16 protein-coding genes are annotated in these 20,485 nt (G+C 63.8%); 12 read left to right on the forward strand and 4 right to left on the reverse strand.

Annotation, left to right across the window (positions count from 1 at the left end; translation table 11 throughout):
* Nucleotides 1–77: 77 nt before the first annotated feature.
* The 3 genes from NKH70_RS21595 to NKH70_RS21605 all read right to left on the reverse strand — a co-directional run bounded on the left by NKH70_RS21595 (nt 78) and on the right by NKH70_RS21605 (nt 3,906).
* Nucleotides 78–1,103 (reverse strand): aldose epimerase family protein, encoded by a 1,026-nt coding sequence (locus NKH70_RS21595; RefSeq protein WP_352719619.1) that lies wholly within the window; start codon nt 1,101–1,103, stop codon nt 78–80.
* An 80-nt stretch (nt 1,104–1,183) separates the two neighbouring features.
* Nucleotides 1,184–2,641, reverse strand: a complete 1,458-nt coding sequence (locus NKH70_RS21600; protein ID WP_352719621.1) for an NAD-dependent succinate-semialdehyde dehydrogenase — start codon at nt 2,639–2,641, stop codon at nt 1,184–1,186.
* A gap of 314 nt (nt 2,642–2,955) precedes the next feature.
* Nucleotides 2,956–3,906 carry an AEC family transporter gene (locus NKH70_RS21605; RefSeq protein WP_352719623.1) on the reverse strand — a complete coding sequence of 317 codons (951 nt, stop codon included), beginning with the start codon at nt 3,904–3,906 and terminating at the stop codon, nt 2,956–2,958.
* Nucleotides 3,907–4,056: 150 nt separating this feature from the next.
* Here NKH70_RS21605 and NKH70_RS21610 point away from each other — a divergent pair, with 150 nt between their 5' ends.
* From NKH70_RS21610 to NKH70_RS21640, 7 genes are all read left to right on the forward strand, one after another.
* Nucleotides 4,057–7,068: a caspase family protein gene (locus tag NKH70_RS21610; RefSeq protein ID WP_353025959.1), complete on the forward strand. Its 3,012-nt coding sequence runs from the start codon at nt 4,057–4,059 to the stop codon at nt 7,066–7,068.
* Nucleotides 7,069–7,174: 106 nt separating this feature from the next.
* The gene (locus NKH70_RS21615) at nt 7,175–7,723 is read left to right on the forward strand and encodes a histidine phosphatase family protein (protein ID WP_352913293.1); all 549 of its coding nucleotides are present in this window, start codon (nt 7,175–7,177) and stop codon (nt 7,721–7,723) included.
* A gap of 211 nt (nt 7,724–7,934) precedes the next feature.
* Nucleotides 7,935–8,219: an acyl carrier protein gene (locus NKH70_RS21620; protein WP_352913292.1), complete on the forward strand. Its 285-nt coding sequence runs from the start codon at nt 7,935–7,937 to the stop codon at nt 8,217–8,219.
* A gap of 38 nt (nt 8,220–8,257) precedes the next feature.
* Complete coding sequence (locus tag NKH70_RS21625) at nt 8,258–9,445, forward strand: beta-ketoacyl-ACP synthase (RefSeq protein ID WP_352913291.1); 1,188 nt, start codon at nt 8,258–8,260, stop codon at nt 9,443–9,445.
* A 75-nt stretch (nt 9,446–9,520) separates the two neighbouring features.
* Nucleotides 9,521–10,792 (forward strand): beta-ketoacyl-ACP synthase, encoded by a 1,272-nt coding sequence (locus tag NKH70_RS21630; protein ID WP_352913290.1) that lies wholly within the window; start codon nt 9,521–9,523, stop codon nt 10,790–10,792.
* Nucleotides 10,793–10,875: 83 nt separating this feature from the next.
* Complete coding sequence (locus NKH70_RS21635) at nt 10,876–11,904, forward strand: zinc-binding dehydrogenase (RefSeq protein WP_352913289.1); 1,029 nt, start codon at nt 10,876–10,878, stop codon at nt 11,902–11,904.
* A gap of 1 nt (nt 11,905) precedes the next feature.
* A complete protein-coding gene (locus tag NKH70_RS21640; protein WP_353025961.1) occupies nt 11,906–12,898 on the forward strand; it encodes a lipid A biosynthesis lauroyl acyltransferase in 993 nt (330 codons plus the stop codon).
* A 140-nt stretch (nt 12,899–13,038) separates the two neighbouring features.
* Here NKH70_RS21640 and NKH70_RS21645 read toward each other — a convergent pair whose 3' ends face one another.
* The gene (locus tag NKH70_RS21645) at nt 13,039–13,467 is read right to left on the reverse strand and encodes a L,D-transpeptidase (protein WP_023676467.1); all 429 of its coding nucleotides are present in this window, start codon (nt 13,465–13,467) and stop codon (nt 13,039–13,041) included.
* A gap of 222 nt (nt 13,468–13,689) precedes the next feature.
* On the opposite strand from NKH70_RS21645, the gene NKH70_RS21650 reads away from it, so the two are divergent.
* The 5 genes from NKH70_RS21650 to NKH70_RS21670 all read left to right on the forward strand — a co-directional run bounded on the left by NKH70_RS21650 (nt 13,690) and on the right by NKH70_RS21670 (nt 20,277).
* A complete protein-coding gene (locus tag NKH70_RS21650) occupies nt 13,690–14,979 on the forward strand; it encodes an acetylornithine deacetylase/succinyl-diaminopimelate desuccinylase family protein (protein ID WP_352913285.1) in 1,290 nt (429 codons plus the stop codon).
* A gap of 130 nt (nt 14,980–15,109) precedes the next feature.
* Nucleotides 15,110–16,588, forward strand: coding sequence for an ABC transporter substrate-binding protein (locus NKH70_RS21655; RefSeq protein ID WP_352913283.1), 1,479 nt, complete (start codon nt 15,110–15,112; stop codon nt 16,586–16,588).
* 256 nt (nt 16,589–16,844) lie between these two features.
* On the forward strand, nt 16,845–17,792 hold the full coding sequence (locus NKH70_RS21660; RefSeq protein ID WP_352913281.1) for an ABC transporter permease: 948 nt from the start codon (nt 16,845–16,847) through the stop codon (nt 17,790–17,792).
* Nucleotides 17,789–18,658 carry an ABC transporter permease gene (locus NKH70_RS21665; RefSeq protein WP_352913280.1) on the forward strand — a complete coding sequence of 290 codons (870 nt, stop codon included), beginning with the start codon at nt 17,789–17,791 and terminating at the stop codon, nt 18,656–18,658. The genes NKH70_RS21660 and NKH70_RS21665 overlap by 4 nt, the downstream gene beginning before the upstream one ends.
* Nucleotides 18,655–20,277 (forward strand): ABC transporter ATP-binding protein, encoded by a 1,623-nt coding sequence (locus tag NKH70_RS21670; RefSeq protein ID WP_352719641.1) that lies wholly within the window; start codon nt 18,655–18,657, stop codon nt 20,275–20,277. Before NKH70_RS21665 ends, NKH70_RS21670 begins: the two co-directional genes overlap by 4 nt.
* The last annotated feature ends 208 nt before the right edge of the window (nt 20,278–20,485 follow it).

The following is a 20,485-nucleotide window of genomic DNA, read 5'->3' on the forward strand; positions in this document are numbered from 1 at the left end:
GTTCGTGAATGTCCGCACTGGGTCAACTTGCGTCGCCAGATCAAAAGGTCCGACAAGAGTTCGAATTCGGTCGTTCGCTAAGGCAGCCTGAACCGGTATTCCGTCACATGATGGTAGATCTGGCCCGGCCATAGCGTGGCTTGCGGGAAATACGGCCGGTTCGGCGCATCCGGCCAGATTTGCGGCTCCAGGCAGAAGCCTGAAAACGCCTTGTACTGGCGTCCGCCCAATCCAGGCGAGGACGGCGCCAGATACTGGCCGGTATAGAGCTGGACGCCCGGCTCGGTGGTCCAGAGTTCCATCTCGACGCCGGAATTCGCCCCTTGCGCCCACGACGCCTGCTTCAGCGGACCGCGCGTCGAGGCGAGGCAGAAGTTCTGGTCGTAGGGGAGCTGCTCGCCTTCGGTCTCCATGCGCAGCGGCCGTGCCTGGCGAAAATCGAAGGGGGTGCCGTCGACCGGTTTGACCGTGCCTGTCGGGATCAGATCCGCGTCGACCGGCAGATAGGCGCCGGCATTCAGCATCAGCCGGTGGTCGAGAATGTCGCCGGTGCCGCCGTCATCCAGGTTGAAATAGGAATGCTGGGTGAGGTTGCAGAGCGTCGGCTCCTCGCAGGTGGCGGTCAGTTCGACGCTGAGCGTGCCGGGGATCTTCAGCCGGTAGGTGCAGGTCACGTCGAGCGCGCCGGGAAAGCCCATCGTGCCGTCCGGGTCATGCAGGGTCAGCGTGACAAAATCCCTGCCATGCAGCGAAACCGCCCAGGCGCGGCGCGAAAAACCTTGCGAACCGCCATGCAGCGTGTGCTTTTCGAGGAAATTTCGCTCGGTCTGGTAGCGTTTGCCGGCAAGCGTGAAGCGACCGTCGCGGATACGGTTGGCATAGCGCCCGACGACAGTGCCGAAGAAGGCGGTATCCGTCTCATAGTGCTCGAAACGGTCATAGCCGAGCACCAATGGCGCCTCGTGCCCGGCCAGGTGCAGATCCTGGATGATCGCGCCCAGGCCGATAATGTTGGCGGTGAGGCCGCCGCCACGGATGGTGAAGCGGCGGACTTCCTCGCCCGCCTGCGTCGTGCCGAAAACCTCGCCGTCCTTCATTGCCATGCTCGCAAGTTCGTTGCTCGATGCCAGCCTGGCCTTCCGAAGCGGCCCAGGATCGTTTTCGGCATTACCGCATGAGGCTTCTAGAGACCAAGTCCGCCGATACAGACATATTTGGTGTCGAGATAATCCTCGATGCCCTGATGTCCGCCTTCCTTGCCGAGGCCCGATTCCTTGACGCCGCCGAACGGTGCCTCAGGCGTGGTGATGAGCCCTTCATTGACGCCGACCATTCCGTACTTCAACCCTTCCATGACCCGGAAGGCGCGGCCGAGATCGCCGGTGTAGAAATAGCAGGCCAGGCCGAACTCGGTATCGTTGGCGAGTGCCACGGCCTCTTCCTCGGTCTCGAACTTGAACACCGGCGCCACCGGGCCGAAGATTTCTTCCTTCATGAAGCGCATCTTCGGCGTCGCATTGGCGATCACCGTCGGCTGGAAGAACGAGCCGCCGAGCGCGTGGCGCTTGCCGCCGGCGACGACCTTGCCGCCCTTGGCGGTAGCGTCGGCAATCAGCTCCTCGACCTTCTCCACCGCCTTCTCGTCGATCAGCGGTCCCTGCTGGACGCCGTCTTCGAGGCCGGAACCGACCTTCAGCCCGTTGCTGGCAGCAGCCAGCTTTTCGACGAACTGGTCATAGATGCCGGCCTGCACCAGGAAGCGGTTGGTGCAGACGCAGGTCTGGCCGGAATTGCGGTACTTGGCGGTGATGGCGCCAGCGACAGCCCGCTCGAGGTCGGCATCGTCGAAGACGATGAACGGCGCATTGCCGCCGAGCTCCATCGACACTTTCTTGACGGTCACCGACGACTTCTGGATCAGGATCTTGCCGACCTCGGTCGAGCCGGTGAAGGTGATCTTCTTGACCAGCGGGTTGGCACAGATCTCGTCGCCGATCTCACCGGCGGCGCCGGTCAGGATATTGATCACGCCATTGGGGAAGCCGACTTCCTCGGCAAGCGCGCCCCAGGCAAGGCCGGAATAAGGTGTCTGCGACGCCGGCTTGACCACGGCGGTACAGCCGGCGGCAAGCGCCGGACCGAGCTTGCGGGCCAGCATCGAGGATGGGAAATTCCACGGCGTGATGGCGGCGATGACGCCGACCGGCTCCTTGGTCACCAGGATGCGGCGGTCCGCCCAGGGTGACGGGACGACGTCGCCATAGGTGCGGCGGCCCTCTTCGGCGAACCACAATATGTAGGACGCGGCCGAGCCGATCTCGCCCTTCGATTCGAACAGCGACTTGCCCTGCTCGATGGTCAGCAGTTCGGCCAGCACGTCCTGATTGTCCATCATCGCGTCGTGCAGCTTGCGCAACAGCTTCGAGCGTTCGAGCGCGGTGGTCTTGCGCCATGTCTTGAAGGCAGCGTCGGCGGCTTCGATGGCGCGGCGGGTCTCGGCCTTGCCCGATTTCGGCACGGTTCCGATCTTGAGGCCGGTGGCAGGATTGTTGACGTCGACCGTCTGGCCTGAATCGGCCTGCACCCATTGGCCATTGATGAGATTGGCCTGCCGCATGAAATGGCTGGTTTTCTGAAGCATGATCTCGCCTCCGTTCGGCACCTGGCGGGCCGGTCGCTGATTTCGTGAATGGACGTGCGCGATAGCATCGCTAGAGCCACTGCTCTTAGCCCAGGGCAAGCCCCGCAAGCAATCACAAGATGGCATATAGGGTTTGGGCCAGCCAAAGCGAGAGCGATGCAGCCAAGGCTCCAGGGTATGTTGAGATTCAGGTCAGGCCGAGTCGAGAATGGTGGGTTCCGAGAACCGGAACGGAGCGGACATTGGGTCCGTGAGTACCGGAAGCGCAGGAAACCGCCGTTCGCAGGCCGGCATCACCTGAATATCAACATGCCCTACCCAAAAACATGGACGACCACGGTCAGCCAAAACGCAGTGGTCACGACCGCACAGGCGGTGGCGATGGTCATCTGGTTCGATGCCAGCGCCTGGCCGGTGTTGAACTGCACCGCGATGAGATAGGAATTGATGCCGGACGGCAACGCTGCAACCATGACCGCTACCTTGGCCGTCAATGGCGGCAGGCCGATCAGCCAGACCAGGCCGAGAACCAGCGCCGGCATCAGGAACAGTTTCAGCGCCGACAGCGCCAGCGCCGGCTTTACATTGCCGGAAATGCCGAAACGGCGCAGGCTGAGCCCCATGGCGAACAGCGCCACCGGGGCGGCCGTGCCGGCCAGCGCGTCGCTCAGCCGCGTCGCAAGCGCCGGCAGCGGCGCACCGGTGAAGCGCCACGCCAGCCCGGCCAGTATGCCGATGATCAGCGGGTTGATGAATACCCTCCTGAGAAAGCTCCTGACGACGCGGAGCGGATGCACAGGCTCGCTGCCGCCGCGGCCGAACATCTCGAACAGGATGATCGAGGCCATCATCATCACCGGCAGGTGAATGGAAACGAGCAGTGACAGCACTTCGAACCCGGCCGGCCCGAACACGCCGATGATGAAGGGCGCGCCGAGCAGGACAACGTTGGAGTAGGACGACGACACGCCGCCGACGACGCCGGCGCGGGCGTCTCGCCCGAAGACGCGCGTAATGACCAGATGGCCGGCGGCCCAGGTGAGCGCGACCGCCGCGAAATAGGCGCCCCATAGCGACCACGGCGCCACGCCGTGGAAATCAGCCTTTATCATGGTCTGGAACAGCAACAGCGGCATTGCCACGTTGATGGCGAATTCGGATACGCCCTCGCCGCTCGCCGGCTTCAGATAGCCGGTGAACCCGGCAAGATAGCCGAGCCCGACGAGACTGAAGACGAAAAGGACGGTTTCGGTAAGCGGAGACATTTTTCCCGTGATAGGCGAGCCCTGATCGCGGCGCAATCGCCCTTCCCTGACGAATGTACCGGCCAACAATCCGGCCGCTCGGATCTTGCCCGAATTTGCTCATGGTTGGATGCCAGCGCTATACAGGGCTGTAGGGGGAACACGCGGCGAATGGGCGCTGTCGGAAATCGGCATTTCTTCAAGCAGGGATGGCTGACGGCCTTCGTCGGCGCCCTGCTTTGCCTCGTGGTGGCCTCGGCTCATGCTTCGGAGCCGGCGAGCCTCAAGGGCGCGGCGCTGATCGTCGGCCAGTCGAGATACCAGCACATAGCGGCTCTTCCCAACCCCGCCAACGACGCCCGCGACATCGCCAAGATGCTGACCGATCTCGGCTTCGACGCGCGCAGCGTCACCGACCGCGATGCGGCAAAACTGAAGCGCGACCTCGAACGTTTCGCCGAGGATGCCGAGGACGCCGACGTCGCCTTGATCTACTATTCCGGCCACGGCATCGAGGCCGGCGGCGAAAACTATCTGGTGCCGGTCGACGCCGACGTTTCTTCATTGAAGGACGCCGATCAGGCCCTGGTGCCGATTTCCGCCGTCATGGACGAACTGAAGACGACCGTGCCGGTAACGATCATGCTGCTCGATGCCTGCCGCACTAACCCGTTTCCCGCGGATGCGGTGCTGCGCCGGGCGCCCACGGCCTCGGCCTCGCCGATCGGCGCCGGCGGGCTGGAGCCGGTGCGCGGCGCCAGGGCACTGGCGGACGCGACCGCGACGGAAAATCTGGGAACGGTGATCGGCTTTGCCGCCGAGCCAGGGCGGCCGGCACTCGACGGCATCGTCGGCGAAAACAGCCCCTACGCAGCGGCACTTCTGCGCCACCTCGCGGCAATGAAGGGCACAGAGTTCGGCTCGGTCATGCGCATGGTGACCGAGGAGGTCTATCTCGACACCAAGGCAAAGCAGCGGCCATGGGTCAATGAAAGCCTGCGCCGGCTGCTCTATTTCGGCGTAGCACCGCAGGAACCGACCGGCGACGACGGGCTGATCACCGGCGAGCGGCGGCAATTGCTGCTGACGATCGCCGAGTTGCCGAACCCCAAGCGGGCACAGGTCGAACTGGCCTCGCTGCAGGACGGCGTGCCGCTCGACGCGCTTTATGGCGTGTTGAAGGCGCTCGGCACCGAAAAGATGCCGGAGGACCCCACCGACCTGCAAAAGCTGCTCGATGCTCAGGCCGAGCGCCTGAAGAAGATGATCTCCGAGCGCAACGCGATGCGCACCGACGACCCCGAGATCAGCCGCCTTGTCGCCTCGGCCGACAAGGCGATCGGCCAGGGCGCTATCGTCACTGCGCGCAACTTCCTCGACCAGGCAGTGGGCCGGGTCGAGCAGGCCAGCGGCGTGGTCGACCAGGCAGAGGATCTGGTCAGGCAGAAGCGTCTTGCCGACGCGGCGATCTATGCCAGGCGCGCCGACGCTTCGGCGCTGGTCTTCGACTATCTGTCGGCCGCCAACGATTACGGCAAGGCCTTCTCGCTGGTCGAGAAATGGGACGACAGGCTGCGCTGGAACTACAAGAACCAGGAGGCGGAAGCGCTGAACGCGCATGGCAACGCCACCGGCGACAGGCAAGCGCTGCAGCGCGCCATCGACGCCTACCGTGTCATCCTGAACTTCATCCCTAATGGCGAGCAGAACCGCGATTGGGCGATCACCCGCAACAACATGGCGGTGGTGCTGCAGACGATCGGCGAGCGCGAGCGCGAAACCGACCGGCTCGAGGAGGCCGCGAAAATCTTTCGCGATTCGCTTGCCGTGTTCGAGCGCGAAAAGGACGACATCAACTGGGCGGCGGCTCAGAACAATCTGGCCAATGTGCTGCTGAAGATCGGCGAACGCGAGAGCGACCCGAAACGCCTGAACGAGGCGGTGGTGGCGATGCGCGCCACGCTGGAGAAGCGGCCGCGCGACAAAGTCCCGCTGGACTGGGCCGCCTCGCAAAGCAACCTTGGCCTTGCGCTTTACGCGCTTTCGGAGCGCGAACCGGGCGGCGAGCGCCTGACCGAGGCCGAGGCCGCCTACCGGCTGGCGCTTGAGGAATACACGCGCGAGAAGGCCCCCGTTCAGTGGGCGATGGTCCAGAACAATCTCGGCAACACACTGGTGTCGCTCGGCACGCAACGCAACGACAAGGCGAAAATCGACGAGGCAGCCGACGCCTTCCGCGCCGCGCTCGAAATCCGCACCCGCGACACCTTCCCGCTCTCCTGGGCAAGCAGCCGTCTCAATCTCGGTAACGCGCTGAGCAGTGCTGCCCGTTTCGACCTCGGCACCGGCCTGCTCGAAGAGGCGGCTGCCGCCTATGGCGACGCGCTGACCATATTCACACGCCAGCGTTTTCCGACGGATTGGGCTTCAGCGGAGAACAATCTCGGCTCGATCTACCAAACGCTCGGCCAGCGCACGCGCGACGCTGCCAAACTTGAGCAATCGGCCGCCGCATATCGGGCGGCACGGCGCGTCTATACCAAAAAGCAATTTCCGCTCGACTGGGCGATGACCCACTACAATCTCGGCAACACGCTGCAACTGCTCGGCGGCGTGACCGACAAGCCGGTGCACTATGAGGAGGCGATCGAGGCCTATCGCGATGCACTGCGCGAATACAAGCGCGAGACGACGCCGCGGCAATGGGCGCTGGCGCAGGCCGGCCTCGGCTCGGCGCTGCAATGGCTGAGCATGAGCGAGGCCGATCCCGGCAAACTGGCCACTTCGATCGCCGCGCGCCGGGCAGCGCTGGAGGTACTGACCTTCGAGACCTCGCCCGTCGACTGGGCGAACGCGCAGAACGGCATCGGCATGAGCCTGATCAATCTCGGCAATCTCGAACGCACCGGCAAATATCTGGATGAGGCCGAAGCCGCCTTCGAGGCGACACTCAAGGTCTTCACCCGCGAAGGCCAGCCGATGCAATGGGCCTTCGAGCAGAACAATCTCGGCGACGTCCACTGGAACCGCGGCAGCTATGGCGGCGGCAATGCCGAATACCACAAGGCGATCGAATTCTTCGAGAACGCCAAGCAGGGCTTTACCGAAGCCGGCTACACAATCCCCATCCCGCTGACCGACCGCAAGATCGATCTGGTGAAGAAGCAGATAGCGAAGAAATAGGCGTTTCGGCCGCAGGTTGCACTCGGCTTGTCTTTCAGCCGGCTTTGCCGTCCCTATATGCCGGTCACCGGGGACCTGCCTGCCGGTCACCCGAAAAGGATGTCTGATGCTTCGATTTGTGCTGGCGCTGCTGTTGCTTGCCGTTTCCGCCACAGCCCATGCGACGGAAGCCGGCTGGGCGCTGCTGCGCGACGGCGGGCATGTGGTCCTGCTGCGCCATGCCATGGTCACAGGCACCACCGATGCAGCCAATTTCGACCTCGGCAAATGCGCGACCCAGGTCAATCTCTCGGAGCGCGGCAAGCAACAGGCGCGCAAGATCGGCGCGCTGTTTGGCGCCCGCGCGGCACCGGTCGAGCGCGTGCTGTCCAGCCGCTATTGCCGCTGCCTCGAGACCGCCCGCATCGCTTTCGAAAGCGAGCCGGAGCCGTTCGCACCGCTTGACCTGCTGAAGACCGACGAAAAGGAGAAGGCCGCCCAGATCGCCGCGATCGTAGCCGAAATCCGCGGCTATTCCGGATCCGACAATCTGGTCATGGTCACACATCTCGAAAACATCAAGGAATTGACCGGCATCTCGCCGCGTGAAGGCGAAGCCGTGATCGTCGAGCCGCAGGGCGACGGCCTGCGGGTACTCGGCCGCGTTACGTTCTGAGGGGTCGTCGCTCCTCACGTCGAGCGAGATAGCTGTTGCCGAAATGCCACTGCCACGAGAAGTCGTGGTTGGATTCCGATCTGATCTTGCTCTGGCTGGGCAGCCAGCCCATCTGCGCGGGGCGTATCAGGCCTTTTCCTGCCCGGAAAAACCGATTAGACAGCGCCAAACACATGCGGACAGATTCCGCCCGCAATCGAAGGAAAAGCCCTTGTCCACCACGTTCGACAAAGTCGCCAAGATCATCGCCGACACCAGCGAGATCGACATCGAGACGATCACGCCCGAAAGCCACACCATCGACGATCTCGGCATCGACAGCCTCGACTTCCTCGACATCGTCTTTGCCATCGACAAGGAATTCGGCATCAAGGTGCCGTTGGAAAAGTGGACGCAAGAGGTCAACGACGGCAAGGCTTCGACCGACGACTATTTCGTCATGCAGAACCTGTGCGCCAAGATCGACGCGCTCGTCGCCGCCAAGAACGCTACCTGAGCACAGCGCTTGACGCGCCCGACCCACAACAGCCCCCCATGAACCCCCACGACGTCGTCATATCAGGCATCGGCCTTGTCTCGTCGCTGGGCGAGGGTCCGGATGCGCATTGGCAAAAGCTTGTCCAGCCGCGCCTTGAGCCGGTTCTGGAGGCCTCGCGCTTCTCGCCCTATACAGTCCATCCGCTGCCGGAGATCGACTGGAACCTGCAGATCGCCAAGCGTGGCGACCAGCGGCAGATGGAGACCTGGCAGAGGCTCGGCACCTATGCGGCCGGCCTTGCGCTCGACGATGCCGGCATCAAGGGCAATGACGAACTCTGCGCGACCATGGACATGGTGGTGGCCGCCGGCGGCGGCGAGCGCGACGAGGCGGTCGACGCGGCCATTCTCGCGGCATCGGAAAGCCGCAATGACCGCGACGTGCTGCTCAACGAGAAGCTGACCACCGAATTGCGCCCGACGCTGTTTCTGGCACAGCTTTCCAACCTGCTCGCCGGCAACATCTCGATCGTCCACAAGGTGACCGGCTCCTCTCGCACCTTCATGGGCGAGGAAGGTGCGGGTGTTGCCGCAGTCGAGACGGCAGCCGCGCGCATCCGCTCCGGCCAGTCGACGCATATACTGGTCGGCGGCGCTTTCCAGACCGAACATTCCGACATGCTGCTCGGCTATGAACTGGCCGGCTACCTGCATCGCGGTCCGTGGCGGCCGGTCTGGCAAAGGCAAGGTGCCGAAGGCGGCGGTGTGGTGACCGGATCCGGCGGCGCGTTTCTCGTCCTGGAGCAACGCGAGCACGCGGAAAGCCGTGGCCGGAAGATCTATGCGGAACTCGGTCCGGTCTTGTCCGGCCGTGCTAGGCGCCGGCGGGGCGAACTCGACGGTGAGATCGCAGCGCTGCTGAAGCAAGCCGCATTGCCGGACGGCGAACTGCTGGCGATCTCTGGCGCTTCGGGCGCCCATGTCGCGACCGCCGCCGAGAAATCGGCACTCGAGGCCAATCCGGCGATCGCCGCACGCGGCTTTTCGACGCTGACCGGCCACATGAAGGAAGCGCAGTTCCCCTTTGCTGTTGCGCTGGCGGCCCTGGCTGTCGACCGCAAGGCCGCCTACCCTGTCTTCGACGCCACAGTCGAAAAACCGTTTTCCGGCGTCCCGAAGACCGTCCTTGCAACGGCGATCGGCTATCACCAATTCGAGGGCATGGCGCTGATCAAAGCCGCCTAGAGCATCGGACCGAAAAGTGTGACGCGCTTTTCGGGCGATCCGACGCTCCAAGAGAAACAGGTTTTTGGACAACAAATGGCCAATCTGAACGACCACATGGGCAGGCCGATCGTCGCCGTCACCGGCATCGGCGTGGTGACGTCGCTCGGTGTCGGCAAGGCCGACAATTGGGCTGCACTGACATCAGGCAAATCCGGCATCCATCCGATCACCCGCTTCCCGGTCGATCATCTCAACACCCGCATCTCCGGCATGGTCGATTTCCTGCCGTCGAGTTCCAAGGGCGCCAGTCTCCTCACCTATGAGCTTGCCGAAACCGCCGCCCAGGAAGCGATGTCGGAGGCGGGCCTCGATGCCGGCGATTTCGGCGGACCGCTTTTCCTCGCTTCGCCGCCGGTCGAGCTCGACTGGAGCGAGCGCTTTTCGCTCTACAATTCCGACACGCACGACACCGGCGCCGAGAGGCTGCTACGGGTGGCGCGCGGCCTCAGGGAACTCGACATCTTCGAGACCACCCAGTTCGGCTCGATCGCCGACCGGCTTGCCGACCGTTTCGGAACGCGCGGCCTGCCGATCACGCTGTCGACCGCTTGCGCTTCGGGCGCCACGGCGATCCAGCTCGGCGTCGAGGCGATCCGCCGCGGCGAATGCGACAGGGCGCTGTCGATCGGCGCCGACGGCTCGGCGACCGCCGAAGCGCTGATCCGCTTCTCGCTTCTGTCCGCGCTCTCCACCCATAACGACATCCCCGAAAAGGCCTCCAAGCCGTTCTCCAAGGATCGCGACGGCTTCGTGCTCGCCGAAGGCTCGGGCGCCCTTGTGCTGGAATCGCTGCAGGCAGCAATTGCCCGCGGCGCCACCATTCTCGGCATATTGCGCGGCTGCGGCGAAAAGGCCGACGACTTCCATCGCACCCGCTCCAAGCCGGACGGTTCGCCGGCGATCGCGGCGGTGCGCGCCGCTCTTGCCGATGCCGGCTTGAGCGAAGACGGGATCGATTATGTCAACGCCCATGGCACCTCGACGCCCGAAAACGACAAGATGGAGCATTTGTCGCTGTCGACGGTGTTCGGCGAGCGGATCTCGTCGATGCCGGTCTCGTCGAACAAGTCGATGATCGGCCACACCCTATCGGCTGCCGGTGCCGTCGAGGCTGCATTTTCGCTGATGACGATGCGCGAAAGCGTCATTCCGCCGACCATCAACTACGACAATCCCGACCCGGCGATCGTGCTCGACGTGGTGCCGAACACCAAGCGCAACGCCGAGGTCGGCACCGTCCTGTCGAACTCCTTCGGCTTCGGCGGCCAGAACACCTGCCTTGTCATGGCGCGGGAACCGGTCTAAGCGACCGTTCCGCTCTAGCACTGTTGTCGTGCGCATGGTCCTTTCCGAAACGGTTCTCGGTCCTGCGCAACCTGGGATCTGGCATGCGCGCATTGCAACTTATCGAGGATCGCCGTCTTGAGACGGTGGACCTGCCGCCACCGCCGCCGCCTTCGCTCGGCGAGGTGACGCTGCGCATCAAGGCCGTGGCGCTGAACCATATCGACGTCTGGGGCTGGCGCGGCATGGCCTTTGCCAAGCGCAAGCTGCCGCTGGTCGTCGGCGCCGAGGCCTCCGGCGAGGTCGAGGCGGTCGGCCCCGGCGTTTCCAGCCTTGTGCCCGGGCAATTGGTGTCGATCTATGGCGCCCGCACCTGCGGTCTTTGCCGCGCCTGCCGCGAAGGCCGTGACAATCTCTGCGAGCATGTTTCGGGCGTTCACGGCTTCCATCTCGACGGCTTTGCGCAGGAAAAGATCAACCTGCCGGCGCGCCTGCTCGTCGCTGCCCCGCCCGGCGTGAGCGAGATCGGCGCGGCGGTGGCGCCTGTCACCTTCGGCACGGTCGAGCACATGCTGTTCGACAATGCCCGGCTGCAGCCCGGCGAGACGATACTGGTCCATGCCGGCGGCTCCGGCATCGGCTCCGCCGCGATTCAGCTGGCCAAGAAGATGGGCTGCACGGTCATCACCACCGTCGGCTCGAACGACAAGATCGACAAGGCAAAGGCGCTCGGCGCCGACCACGTCATCAATTACCGCGACGACCGCTTCGAAGGCGTCGTGCGCAAGCTGACGAAGAAGAAGGGCGTCGACGTGGTGTTCGAGCATGTCGGTGCCGACACCTTTGCCGCCTCGATGCTGTGCCTTAAACGCGGCGGCCGGCTGGTCACCTGCGGCTCGACCTCGGGCGTGTCGACGCAGATCAATTTGATGCAGTTGTTCCAGCAGCAACTGAACCTGCTCGGCTCGTTTGGCTGCCGCATGGAAAACATGGCCGACGCCATGCAGAAAATGGCGTCGGGCCTGGTCGCGCCGGTGATCGACACCGAGGTCGGCTTCGACGGCATCGATGCGGCGCTGAAGCGCATGGAAGGCCGCGACGTCTTCGGCAAGATCATCCTGCGCGTCGGCTGAAATGATCGGCAACGCCTTCAGGAAGATCCGCAGGGACGTGGGATTCCGCTATGGCAGGCGGCTTCGCCAGTTCAACTACTGGCTGGTCGCGCGCGTCGCGATGATCATCATCTCCGCGTTGCGCCTGCTGCCGCCCGACAGGGCGCTCAATTTCGCCGACAGCGCCGCCCGCCGCATCGGCCCTTGGGTGCAGCGTCACAAGGTTGCTGTCGACAATCTGCGCAAGGCCTATCCCGAAACGAGCGACGCCGAGATCGAGGCGATCGCTTCCGACATGTGGGGCAACATGGCTCGCCTCGCCGCCGAATATATCTTCCTCGATGCTCTGTTCGATTATGATCCGGCTGCGACGAAGCCGGGCCGCGTCGAGGTCAAGGGCGTGGAGCATTTCGTGCGCATTGCCGGCGAGGACAAGCCGCACATCGTCTTCACCGGGCATCTCGGCAATTTCGAGCTGCTGCCAGTGGCGGCGGCGACCTTCGGCATGAACATCACGGCGCTCTTTCGCCCGCCCAACAACCCTTACCTCGCCGACTACATCCTCTCGACCCGCCGCTCGAGCATGGGATCGCTGCTGCCGTCTTCGACCGGCGCCTCGTTCGCGCTTGCGGCCATCCTCGAGAAAGGCGGCAATATCGGCGTGCTGGTCGACCAGAAATTCACGGGCGGGCTCGAGACGACATTCTTCGGCCGCCCGTGCGAGAGCAACCGGGTTCTCGGCACCTTGGCGCGGCACTACGATTGCGATGTCTACCCGGCGCGCTGCGTGCGCCTGCCGAACAACCGTTTCCGGCTCGAGATCGAGGACAAGCTCACCTTGCCGCGCACCGTCGGCGGCAGTGTCGACGTCCGCGCCACCACCCAGCTTCTCAACGACGTGGTCGAGCGCTGGGTGCGAGAAGACCCCGGCCAGTGGATGTGGTTCCACAAGCGCTGGGAGATCAGCGGCCGCAAAAAGCGTCGGCCGCCGACAGTGCGCGACAAAGCCGCCTGAGCGGAACCATCATTTGGGCACAAACGCTATTTTGTTCTTGCTTTGTGCCGGCAGCTATGCTACTAATCTCGCTATGGTGCCATTTGGCCCCGACGAACCCGCCGTTCCGGCGGGTTTTTATTTCGGGCCCAGGACAGGCCCTAATTCGTCACGAGGATCCGCGTATTGCCGAAGCCGGCTTTGCGCACCATCGAATAGAACGCGGCGGCGTTGCTGGGGTGGAGGCGCACACAGCCATGCGATGCCGGGCGCCCCAATTGCCGGATCGCGCCGGTGCCGTGGATAGCATAGCCGCCGCGGAAGAACACCGAATAGGGCATCGGCGACATGTCGTATTTGCGCGAATACCACATCCGGGCCGTCCGCTGTGGACGATAGCTGCCGCGCGGCGTGATGTAGCCTTTGCGGGCGGTGGAAACGCTCCACCGGTAATACGAAAGCCCGTATCTTACCGTCATCGTCTGTGAGGAAATATCGATGTTCGCGACCAGGCTGGCCGCCCGGCTCTCGAACGACGAACCGAAGAGCATCGCCATCAATGCCGCTGCCATGAGAACAGTGTTTTTCATGCAATCAAACCCCTTTGATGCCCCTTGCCTGCCTGCCGTCACGCTGTTCTCCAGCGTTTTGATGGCAAGCCAGCGAGCTAACACCCACTCCCTGACGATTTCACCAATCCAAAGCAGCGAATTTGAACGATTTCCCGCAATAGTTGCCGTAACGACACGCAATCGCCTGGCAATTCGCCATCGGGCTTGCAAAACCGCCTCATCCGCTGCTCAATTCACCGAATGAACGAACCGAACGAACGGCTCCTCAAGGCAATCGATGACCGAGCCGATGATCTGGTTGCACTGACCGCGGATCTGATCCGCTTTCCGACCATCAATCCGCCCGGCGAAGCCTATCGGCCATGTGCCGAATATATCGGCGCGCGGTTGAAGAAGCGTGGTTTTGAGATCGAATTCATCCGTGCGGAAGGGACGCCCGGCGACACTGACCGTTACCCGCGCGTCAACGTCGTCGCCCGTTTCGATGGCCGGGCGCCGGGTGCTTGCGTGCACTTCAATTCGCATATCGACGTGGTCGAGCCCGGCGACGGCTGGAGCCTCGATCCGTTCGCCGGCATCGTCAGGGATGGCAAGGTCTATGGCCGCGGTGCTTGCGACATGAAAGGCGGGCTTGCCGCCTCGATCATCGCCGCTGAAGCCTTCATGGAGGTCTTTCCCGATTTTCCCGGCGCCATCGAGATTTCGGGGACGGTCGACGAGGAGTCCGGCGGCTTTGGCGGCGTCGCCCATCTGGCCAAGCTCGGCTATTTCTCCAGGCCGAAGGTCGACCACGTCATCATTCCCGAGCCGCTCAACAAGGACCGCATCTGCCTCGGCCATCGCGGCGTCTGGTGGGCGGAGATCGAGACCAAGGGCGAGATCGCGCACGGCTCGATGCCGTTCCTCGGCGACAATGCGGTGCGCCATATGGGCGCCGTGCTGCGGGCCTTCGAGGATGAGCTGTTTCCGGCGCTCGACCGCAAGATGACGCGCATGCCGGTCGTGCCCGAAGGCGCAAAACGCTCGACCATGAACATCAACTCGATCCATGGCGGCCAGACGGAGGATTTCCGGCCCGGGCTGCCCTCGCCCAACGTGCCCGATTCCTGCCGGCTGACTATCGACCGCCGCTTCCTGCTCGAAGAGGATCTCGCTACGGTCAAGACAGAGGTGACCGATATCCTCGAACGGCTGAAGCGCGAGCGCAAAAAGTTCGACTACGAAATCCGCGATCTGATGGAGGTGCTGCCGCTGATGACCGAGCGCGATGCGCCGGTGGTTAAGGCGGTCGCGCAAGGCATCATGGAGATATTCGACCGCGAGCCGGATTATGTGATTTCGCCCGGCACCTACGACCAGAAGCACATCGCCCGCATCGGCCACATCTATGACTGCATCGCCTATGGCCCGGGCATTCTCGACCTCGCCCACCGGCCCGACGAATGGGTCGGCATTGCCGACATGCTGGACTCGGCAAAGGTGATGGCCATCGGCCTCGACGTGCTGCTGAGGGGCGCCGGCCCGCGATGATCCGGCGATGGGCGGAAAAACATTCCTCCCGGCGTCGGCGGACGGTACGAAACGCAATTTACTCGGCGGCGAATTCACGCTTCTATCCGCCGGGTTTGAGCACGTGTTTTAGCATATGGGGAGTTGCACGATGAAATTGTGGAAAACCATTCTGGCCGCTGCGGCGCTGGCGTTGGCGGCCGGAACCTCGGCGATGGCCGCGCGCACCGACCTGGTCATCGGCATTACGCTCGAGCCCCCGCATCTCGACCCGACCGCAGGCGCCGCCGCGGCGATCGACGAGGTGCTCTATGCCAATGTCTTCGAGGGCCTGACCCGCATCGGCCCGAACGGCGAAGTGCTGCCCGATCTCGCCGAAAGCTGGAGCATTTCCGACGACGGCAAGGTCTACACTTTCAAGCTGCATACCGGCGTGAAATTCCATGACGGCACCGACTTCAACGCCGACGACGTGAAATTCTCGCTCGACCGCGCCCGCGCCGACAATTCCGTCAACGCGCAAAAGGGCCTGTTTGCCGCCATCGACAAGGTCGAGGTCGTCGATCCCACGACGGTGACGGTCACGCTGAAGAACCCGCAGGGCTCCTTCCTCTACAATATGGGCTGGGGCGACGCGGTTATCGTGGCGCCTGAGACAGCCGACACCAACAAGGAAAAGCCTGTTGGCACCGGCCCGTTCAAATTCCAGAACTGGGCCAAGGGCTCATCGATCACGCTGGTCAAATCGGACAATTACTGGGGCGCCCCGGTGTTTCTCGACAAGGCCGAGTTCCGCATCATTCCAGATGCTGCCGCAGCCGTTCCGGCGCTGCTTTCCGGCGACGTCCAGGCCTTTCCGTTCTTCGACCCCGACAGCTTCGCCCAGATCAAGGACGACCCACGCTTCAAGGTGGTGATCGGCTCGACCGAGGGTGAAACCATCCTGTCGATCAACAACAAGAAGCCGCCCTTCGACAAGCTGCAGGTCAGGCAGGCGATTTCTTTTGCGCTCGATCGCAAGGCGATCATCGACGGCGCCTCGGCCGGCCTCGGCGTGCCGATCGGCTCGCACATGTCGCCCGCCAGCAAGGCCTATGTCGACCTCACCGGCCTCTATCCGCACAATGTGGAGAAGGCCAAGGAGTTGCTAAAGGAAGCCGGCCTGGAGAATGGCTTCAAGGCGACGCTCAAGCTGCCGCCGCCCTCCTATGCGCGGCTTGGTGGCGAGATCATCGCCTCCGAGCTTCGCGAAATCGGCATCGATCTCGAGATCATCCCGGTCGAATGGGCGCAGTGGCTGGACCAGGTCTTCACCAAGAAGGATTACGACCTCACCATCGTTTCCCATACAGAGCCCAATGACATCGATATCTATTCGCGCAAGGACTATTACTTCAACTACGACAATCCGGCCTTCGACAAGATCATCGACGAGCTGAACCTTACCTCCGACGAGGCCAAGCGCATTACGCTGCTCGGCGAGGCGCAGAAGGTCCTGGCCGATGACGCCGTGGTCGGCTTCCTCTACGAGCTGCCGAAGGTCGGCGTCTGGGACGCCAAACTGCAGGGCCTGTGGGAAAACGCCCCGATCCAGGCCAACGACCTGACCAACGTGAAGTGGACGGATTGAGGGGTCGCTGGGCAAAGAGGCGAAGCTTGCGTTCCCGCCCACCCCCCTCTGCCCTGCCGGGCATCTCCCCCTCAAGGGGGGAGATTGGCAGTTTCCACGCTGGCACTGTCCTTGCAACGCTAGTGGTTAGCGAAAGCGGCGATGAGGGCTCAATCTCCCCCCTTGAGGGGGAGATGTCCGGCAGGACAGAGGGGGGTGGGCGGGAACGCAAGCTTCGCCCGGTTTTGTCCGGCAACACAGCGGTTCCTCAACGTCCATGACCGCCTATCTCCTCAAGCGCCTCACCATCGCCGTCGTCACGCTGGTTCTGGCCTCCATGGTGGTCTTTGCCGTGCTGGAGATCATTCCCGGCGACCCGGCGCGGCTGATGCTTGGCCTGAACGCCAGCGCCGACCAGATCGAATTGCTGCGCAACCAGATGGGTCTCAACGCTCCCGTCGTGCTGCGCTATCTGCATTGGGCCGGCGGCTTGCTGAGCCTCGATTTCGGCCGTTCCTACACCTATTCGGTGCCGGTCATCGATCTGGTCCGTGAGCGCCTCGTCGTCTCTCTGCCGCTGGCACTGATGGCGCTGGCGCTGTCCACCGTCATTGCCATTCCGGTCGGACTGTTTTCCGCCAGCCGGCGCGGCCGCACCGGCGACACGATCGCGATGGGTGCCGCCCAGCTTGGCGTCGCCGTGCCAAATTTCTGGTTTGCGCTGATGCTGATCTATCTTTTCGCCGTCTGGCTGCGGCTGGTGCCTGGCGGCGGCTTTCCCGGCTGGGGCGCCGGCGTCTGGCCGGCGCTGAAATCGCTGCTTCTGCCGGCGGTCGCTCTCGCTCTGCCGCAGGCGGCAATCCTCGCCCGGGTCACTCGCTCGGCGCTGATCGAAGTGCTGAACGAGGACTACATCCGAACCGCCCGCGCCAAGGGCCTGCCCTACCGCCTTGTCTTGTGGCGGCATGCGCTGCGCAACGCCATGATCCCGGTGGTCACCATTCTAGGCCTGCAATTCGCTTTCCTGCTTGCCGGCACCATCATCATCGAGAACGTCTTCTATTTGCCTGGCCTCGGCCGGCTGGTGTTCCAGGCGATCAACCAGCGTGACCTGATCGTGGTCGAGAGCGTCGTCATGCTGCTGGTTGCCGCCGTCATCGTCGTCAATTTCGTTGTCGATCTCTCCTATGCGGTGGTCGATCCGCGCCTGAGAGGCAGGCAATGACGCTGCACATAGACATCCCCGACGAGAACCTTGCCAGCATCCTGGCCAAGGCGTTTCGAAACCGTTCGTTCCTCGCCGGCTTCGTCGTCACCGCACTGGTGGCTGCGGTCGCGATCCTCTCCTTCTTGTGGACGCCTTACGACGTCACCAGGCTGGTCATTTCCGACAAGACCCAGGCGCCATCGTTGGCGCACTGGTTCGGCACGGACCATTTCGGTCGCGACATCCTGTCGATGATCATGGTCGGCGCCCGCAATTCGATTGCAGTGGCTCTGGTGGCGGTCGGCATCGGCATGGGCATCGGTGTGCCGCTCGGCGCCTTTGCCGCGGCGCGCGGCGGCTTCGCCGACGACGTGCTGATGCGGCTGAACGACCTGGTCTTTGCCTTTCCGGCGCTGCTTTCGGCAATCATGATCACCGCCATCTTCGGGCCGGGCGCGTTCAACGCCATCATTGCCATCGGCATCTTCAACATCCCGGTGTTCGCGCGCGTGGCCCGGGCCGGCGCCTTGGCGATCTGGCCGCGCGAATTCATCCTCGCCGCCCGCGCCGCCGGCAAGAGCAGGACGCTGATCAGCATCGAACATGTGCTGCCCAACATCGCCACCTTGCTGCTGGTGCAAGGCACCATCCAGTTCGCGCTGGGCATACTGGCCGAAGCCGGGCTTTCCTATGTCGGGCTGGGCACCCAGCCGCCGATGCCGAGCTGGGGCCGCATGCTGTTCGACGCCCAGACCCGCATGGTGGTGGCGCCGTGGATGGCGATCTTTCCTGGCATGGCGATTGTCGTCACCGTGCTTGGCCTGAACCTGCTTGGCGACGGCATCGCCGACATCCTCGATCCGAAATCGCGGCGGCAGCGATGAGCCTGCTCGAAATCGACAAGCTGTCGCTGACCATCGGCGACACCGCTATCCTCAGAGACGTCGATTTTTCCGTCGCGGCCGGCGAAGTGATGGGGCTGGTTGGCGAATCCGGCTCCGGCAAATCGATGACGGCGCTTACGGTGATGCAGCTTCTGCCCTGGGCGGCACACGCCAGCGGCCGCATCACCTTCGACGGCATCGACATCCTTGCCGCCAGCGAGGACCAGATGTGCGCACTGCGCGGCGACGACATCGGCATGGTGTTCCAGGAGCCGATGACGGCGCTCAACCCGGTCAAGACCATCGGCGAGCAGGTCGCCGAGGGTATTCGCTGGCACACCAGGGCGAGCCGCGCCGACGCCGAGGAACGAGCGCGAAAAATGCTCGACCGGGTCGGCCTGCCGGCAGCACAATTCCCGCTGTCGCGTTATCCGCACGAACTCTCCGGCGGCCAGCGCCAACGCGTTGTCATTGCCATTGCCTGTGCACTGAAACCCAAGCTGCTGATCGCCGACGAGCCGACGACGGCGCTCGACGTGGTGCTGCAGGCGCAGATCCTCGACCTGCTGCGCGACCTCGTAGCGGAAAACCGCATGGGCCTTCTGCTCATCTCGCACGACCTCGCAGTGGTGACCGAGATGGCGGACCGCATCACCATCCTGCGCCATGGCGAGGTGATGGAGGCCGGCGATACCGCGTGCACGCTGTCCGAACAGCTTCATCCCTACACGCGACAGCTGGCGCAGGCCTCGATGCATGTGCCCGCGCGGGCCAAGACACATGAGGTCGGGCAAGGTAAACCTCTTCTTCAGGTAGACAGCGTGACGCGCGATTATCCGGGACGGCGCATAGCGCTGTTGAAACGCGCAGCTCCGATCCGCGCCGTCGACGATGTCTCGTTCTCGATTGCGCCCGGCCAGTCGGTGGCGCTGGTCGGCCGTTCCGGCTGTGGCAAGTCGACGCTTGCCCGCATGGTCCTGGCGCTGGATAGGCCGACCGCCGGGACGATCCGCTTCCGTGGCGACACCCTCACCGGCAAGAGCGAAGCGGAGCTGAAGCCGGCACGGCGCGACATGCAGGTCGTGTTCCAGGACCCGTATGGCTCCTTCGACCCACGCCAGAAGGTCGAAAGATTGGTGGCAGAGCCGCTGTATGTGCTGGAGAAGACGCCGGCGCCCGCCGCGCGGCGCGAGATGGTGGCGCGTGCGCTGCACGAGGTCGGCCTCTCACCAGGCGACATGGACAAATACCCGCACGAGTTTTCGGGCGGCCAGCGCCAGCGCCTGTCGATCGCCCGCGCCATCATCACCCGGCCGAAGCTGGTCGTCGCCGACGAGCCGGTCTCGGCGCTCGACGTCTCGATCCGCGCCCAGATTCTCGACCTGTTCGCCGAGCTCAACCAGAAACTCGGCATCGCCTATCTGTTCATCACCCATGATCTGACCGTCGCCCGCGCCATCACCGACGAAGTGATGGTCATGCATGACGGCAAGATCGTCGAGCGCGGCAGGACGAGCGAAGTGCTCGACCACCCGCAATCCGAAGCGGCCAAGGCGCTGGTCGCCGCCGCTCCCGATTTGCATCGGGCAATTGCGAAAAGACTGCAGGAACAGGGGTGAGCAGACTTTATTCGCTCGGCGCACGGGCGGGAGAATGGTCATTGACAGCAAACGGTTATGAAAGGCGCGACGGGCCGGAGCCTGATCGGGTTCCTCCGCTGGCCCTGGGCGGCTCCGCTGCTCTGTTCGGCGCGGGTGCCCTGCTGCTGTTCCTGACAACGCGGGTAGCCGTCCCGGCGTTCGTCTCCGCCACGGGGGCAGAGCCTGT

Source organism: Mesorhizobium sp. M0991, from assembly GCF_040318915.1.
GTDB lineage: Bacteria > Pseudomonadota > Alphaproteobacteria > Rhizobiales > Rhizobiaceae > Mesorhizobium.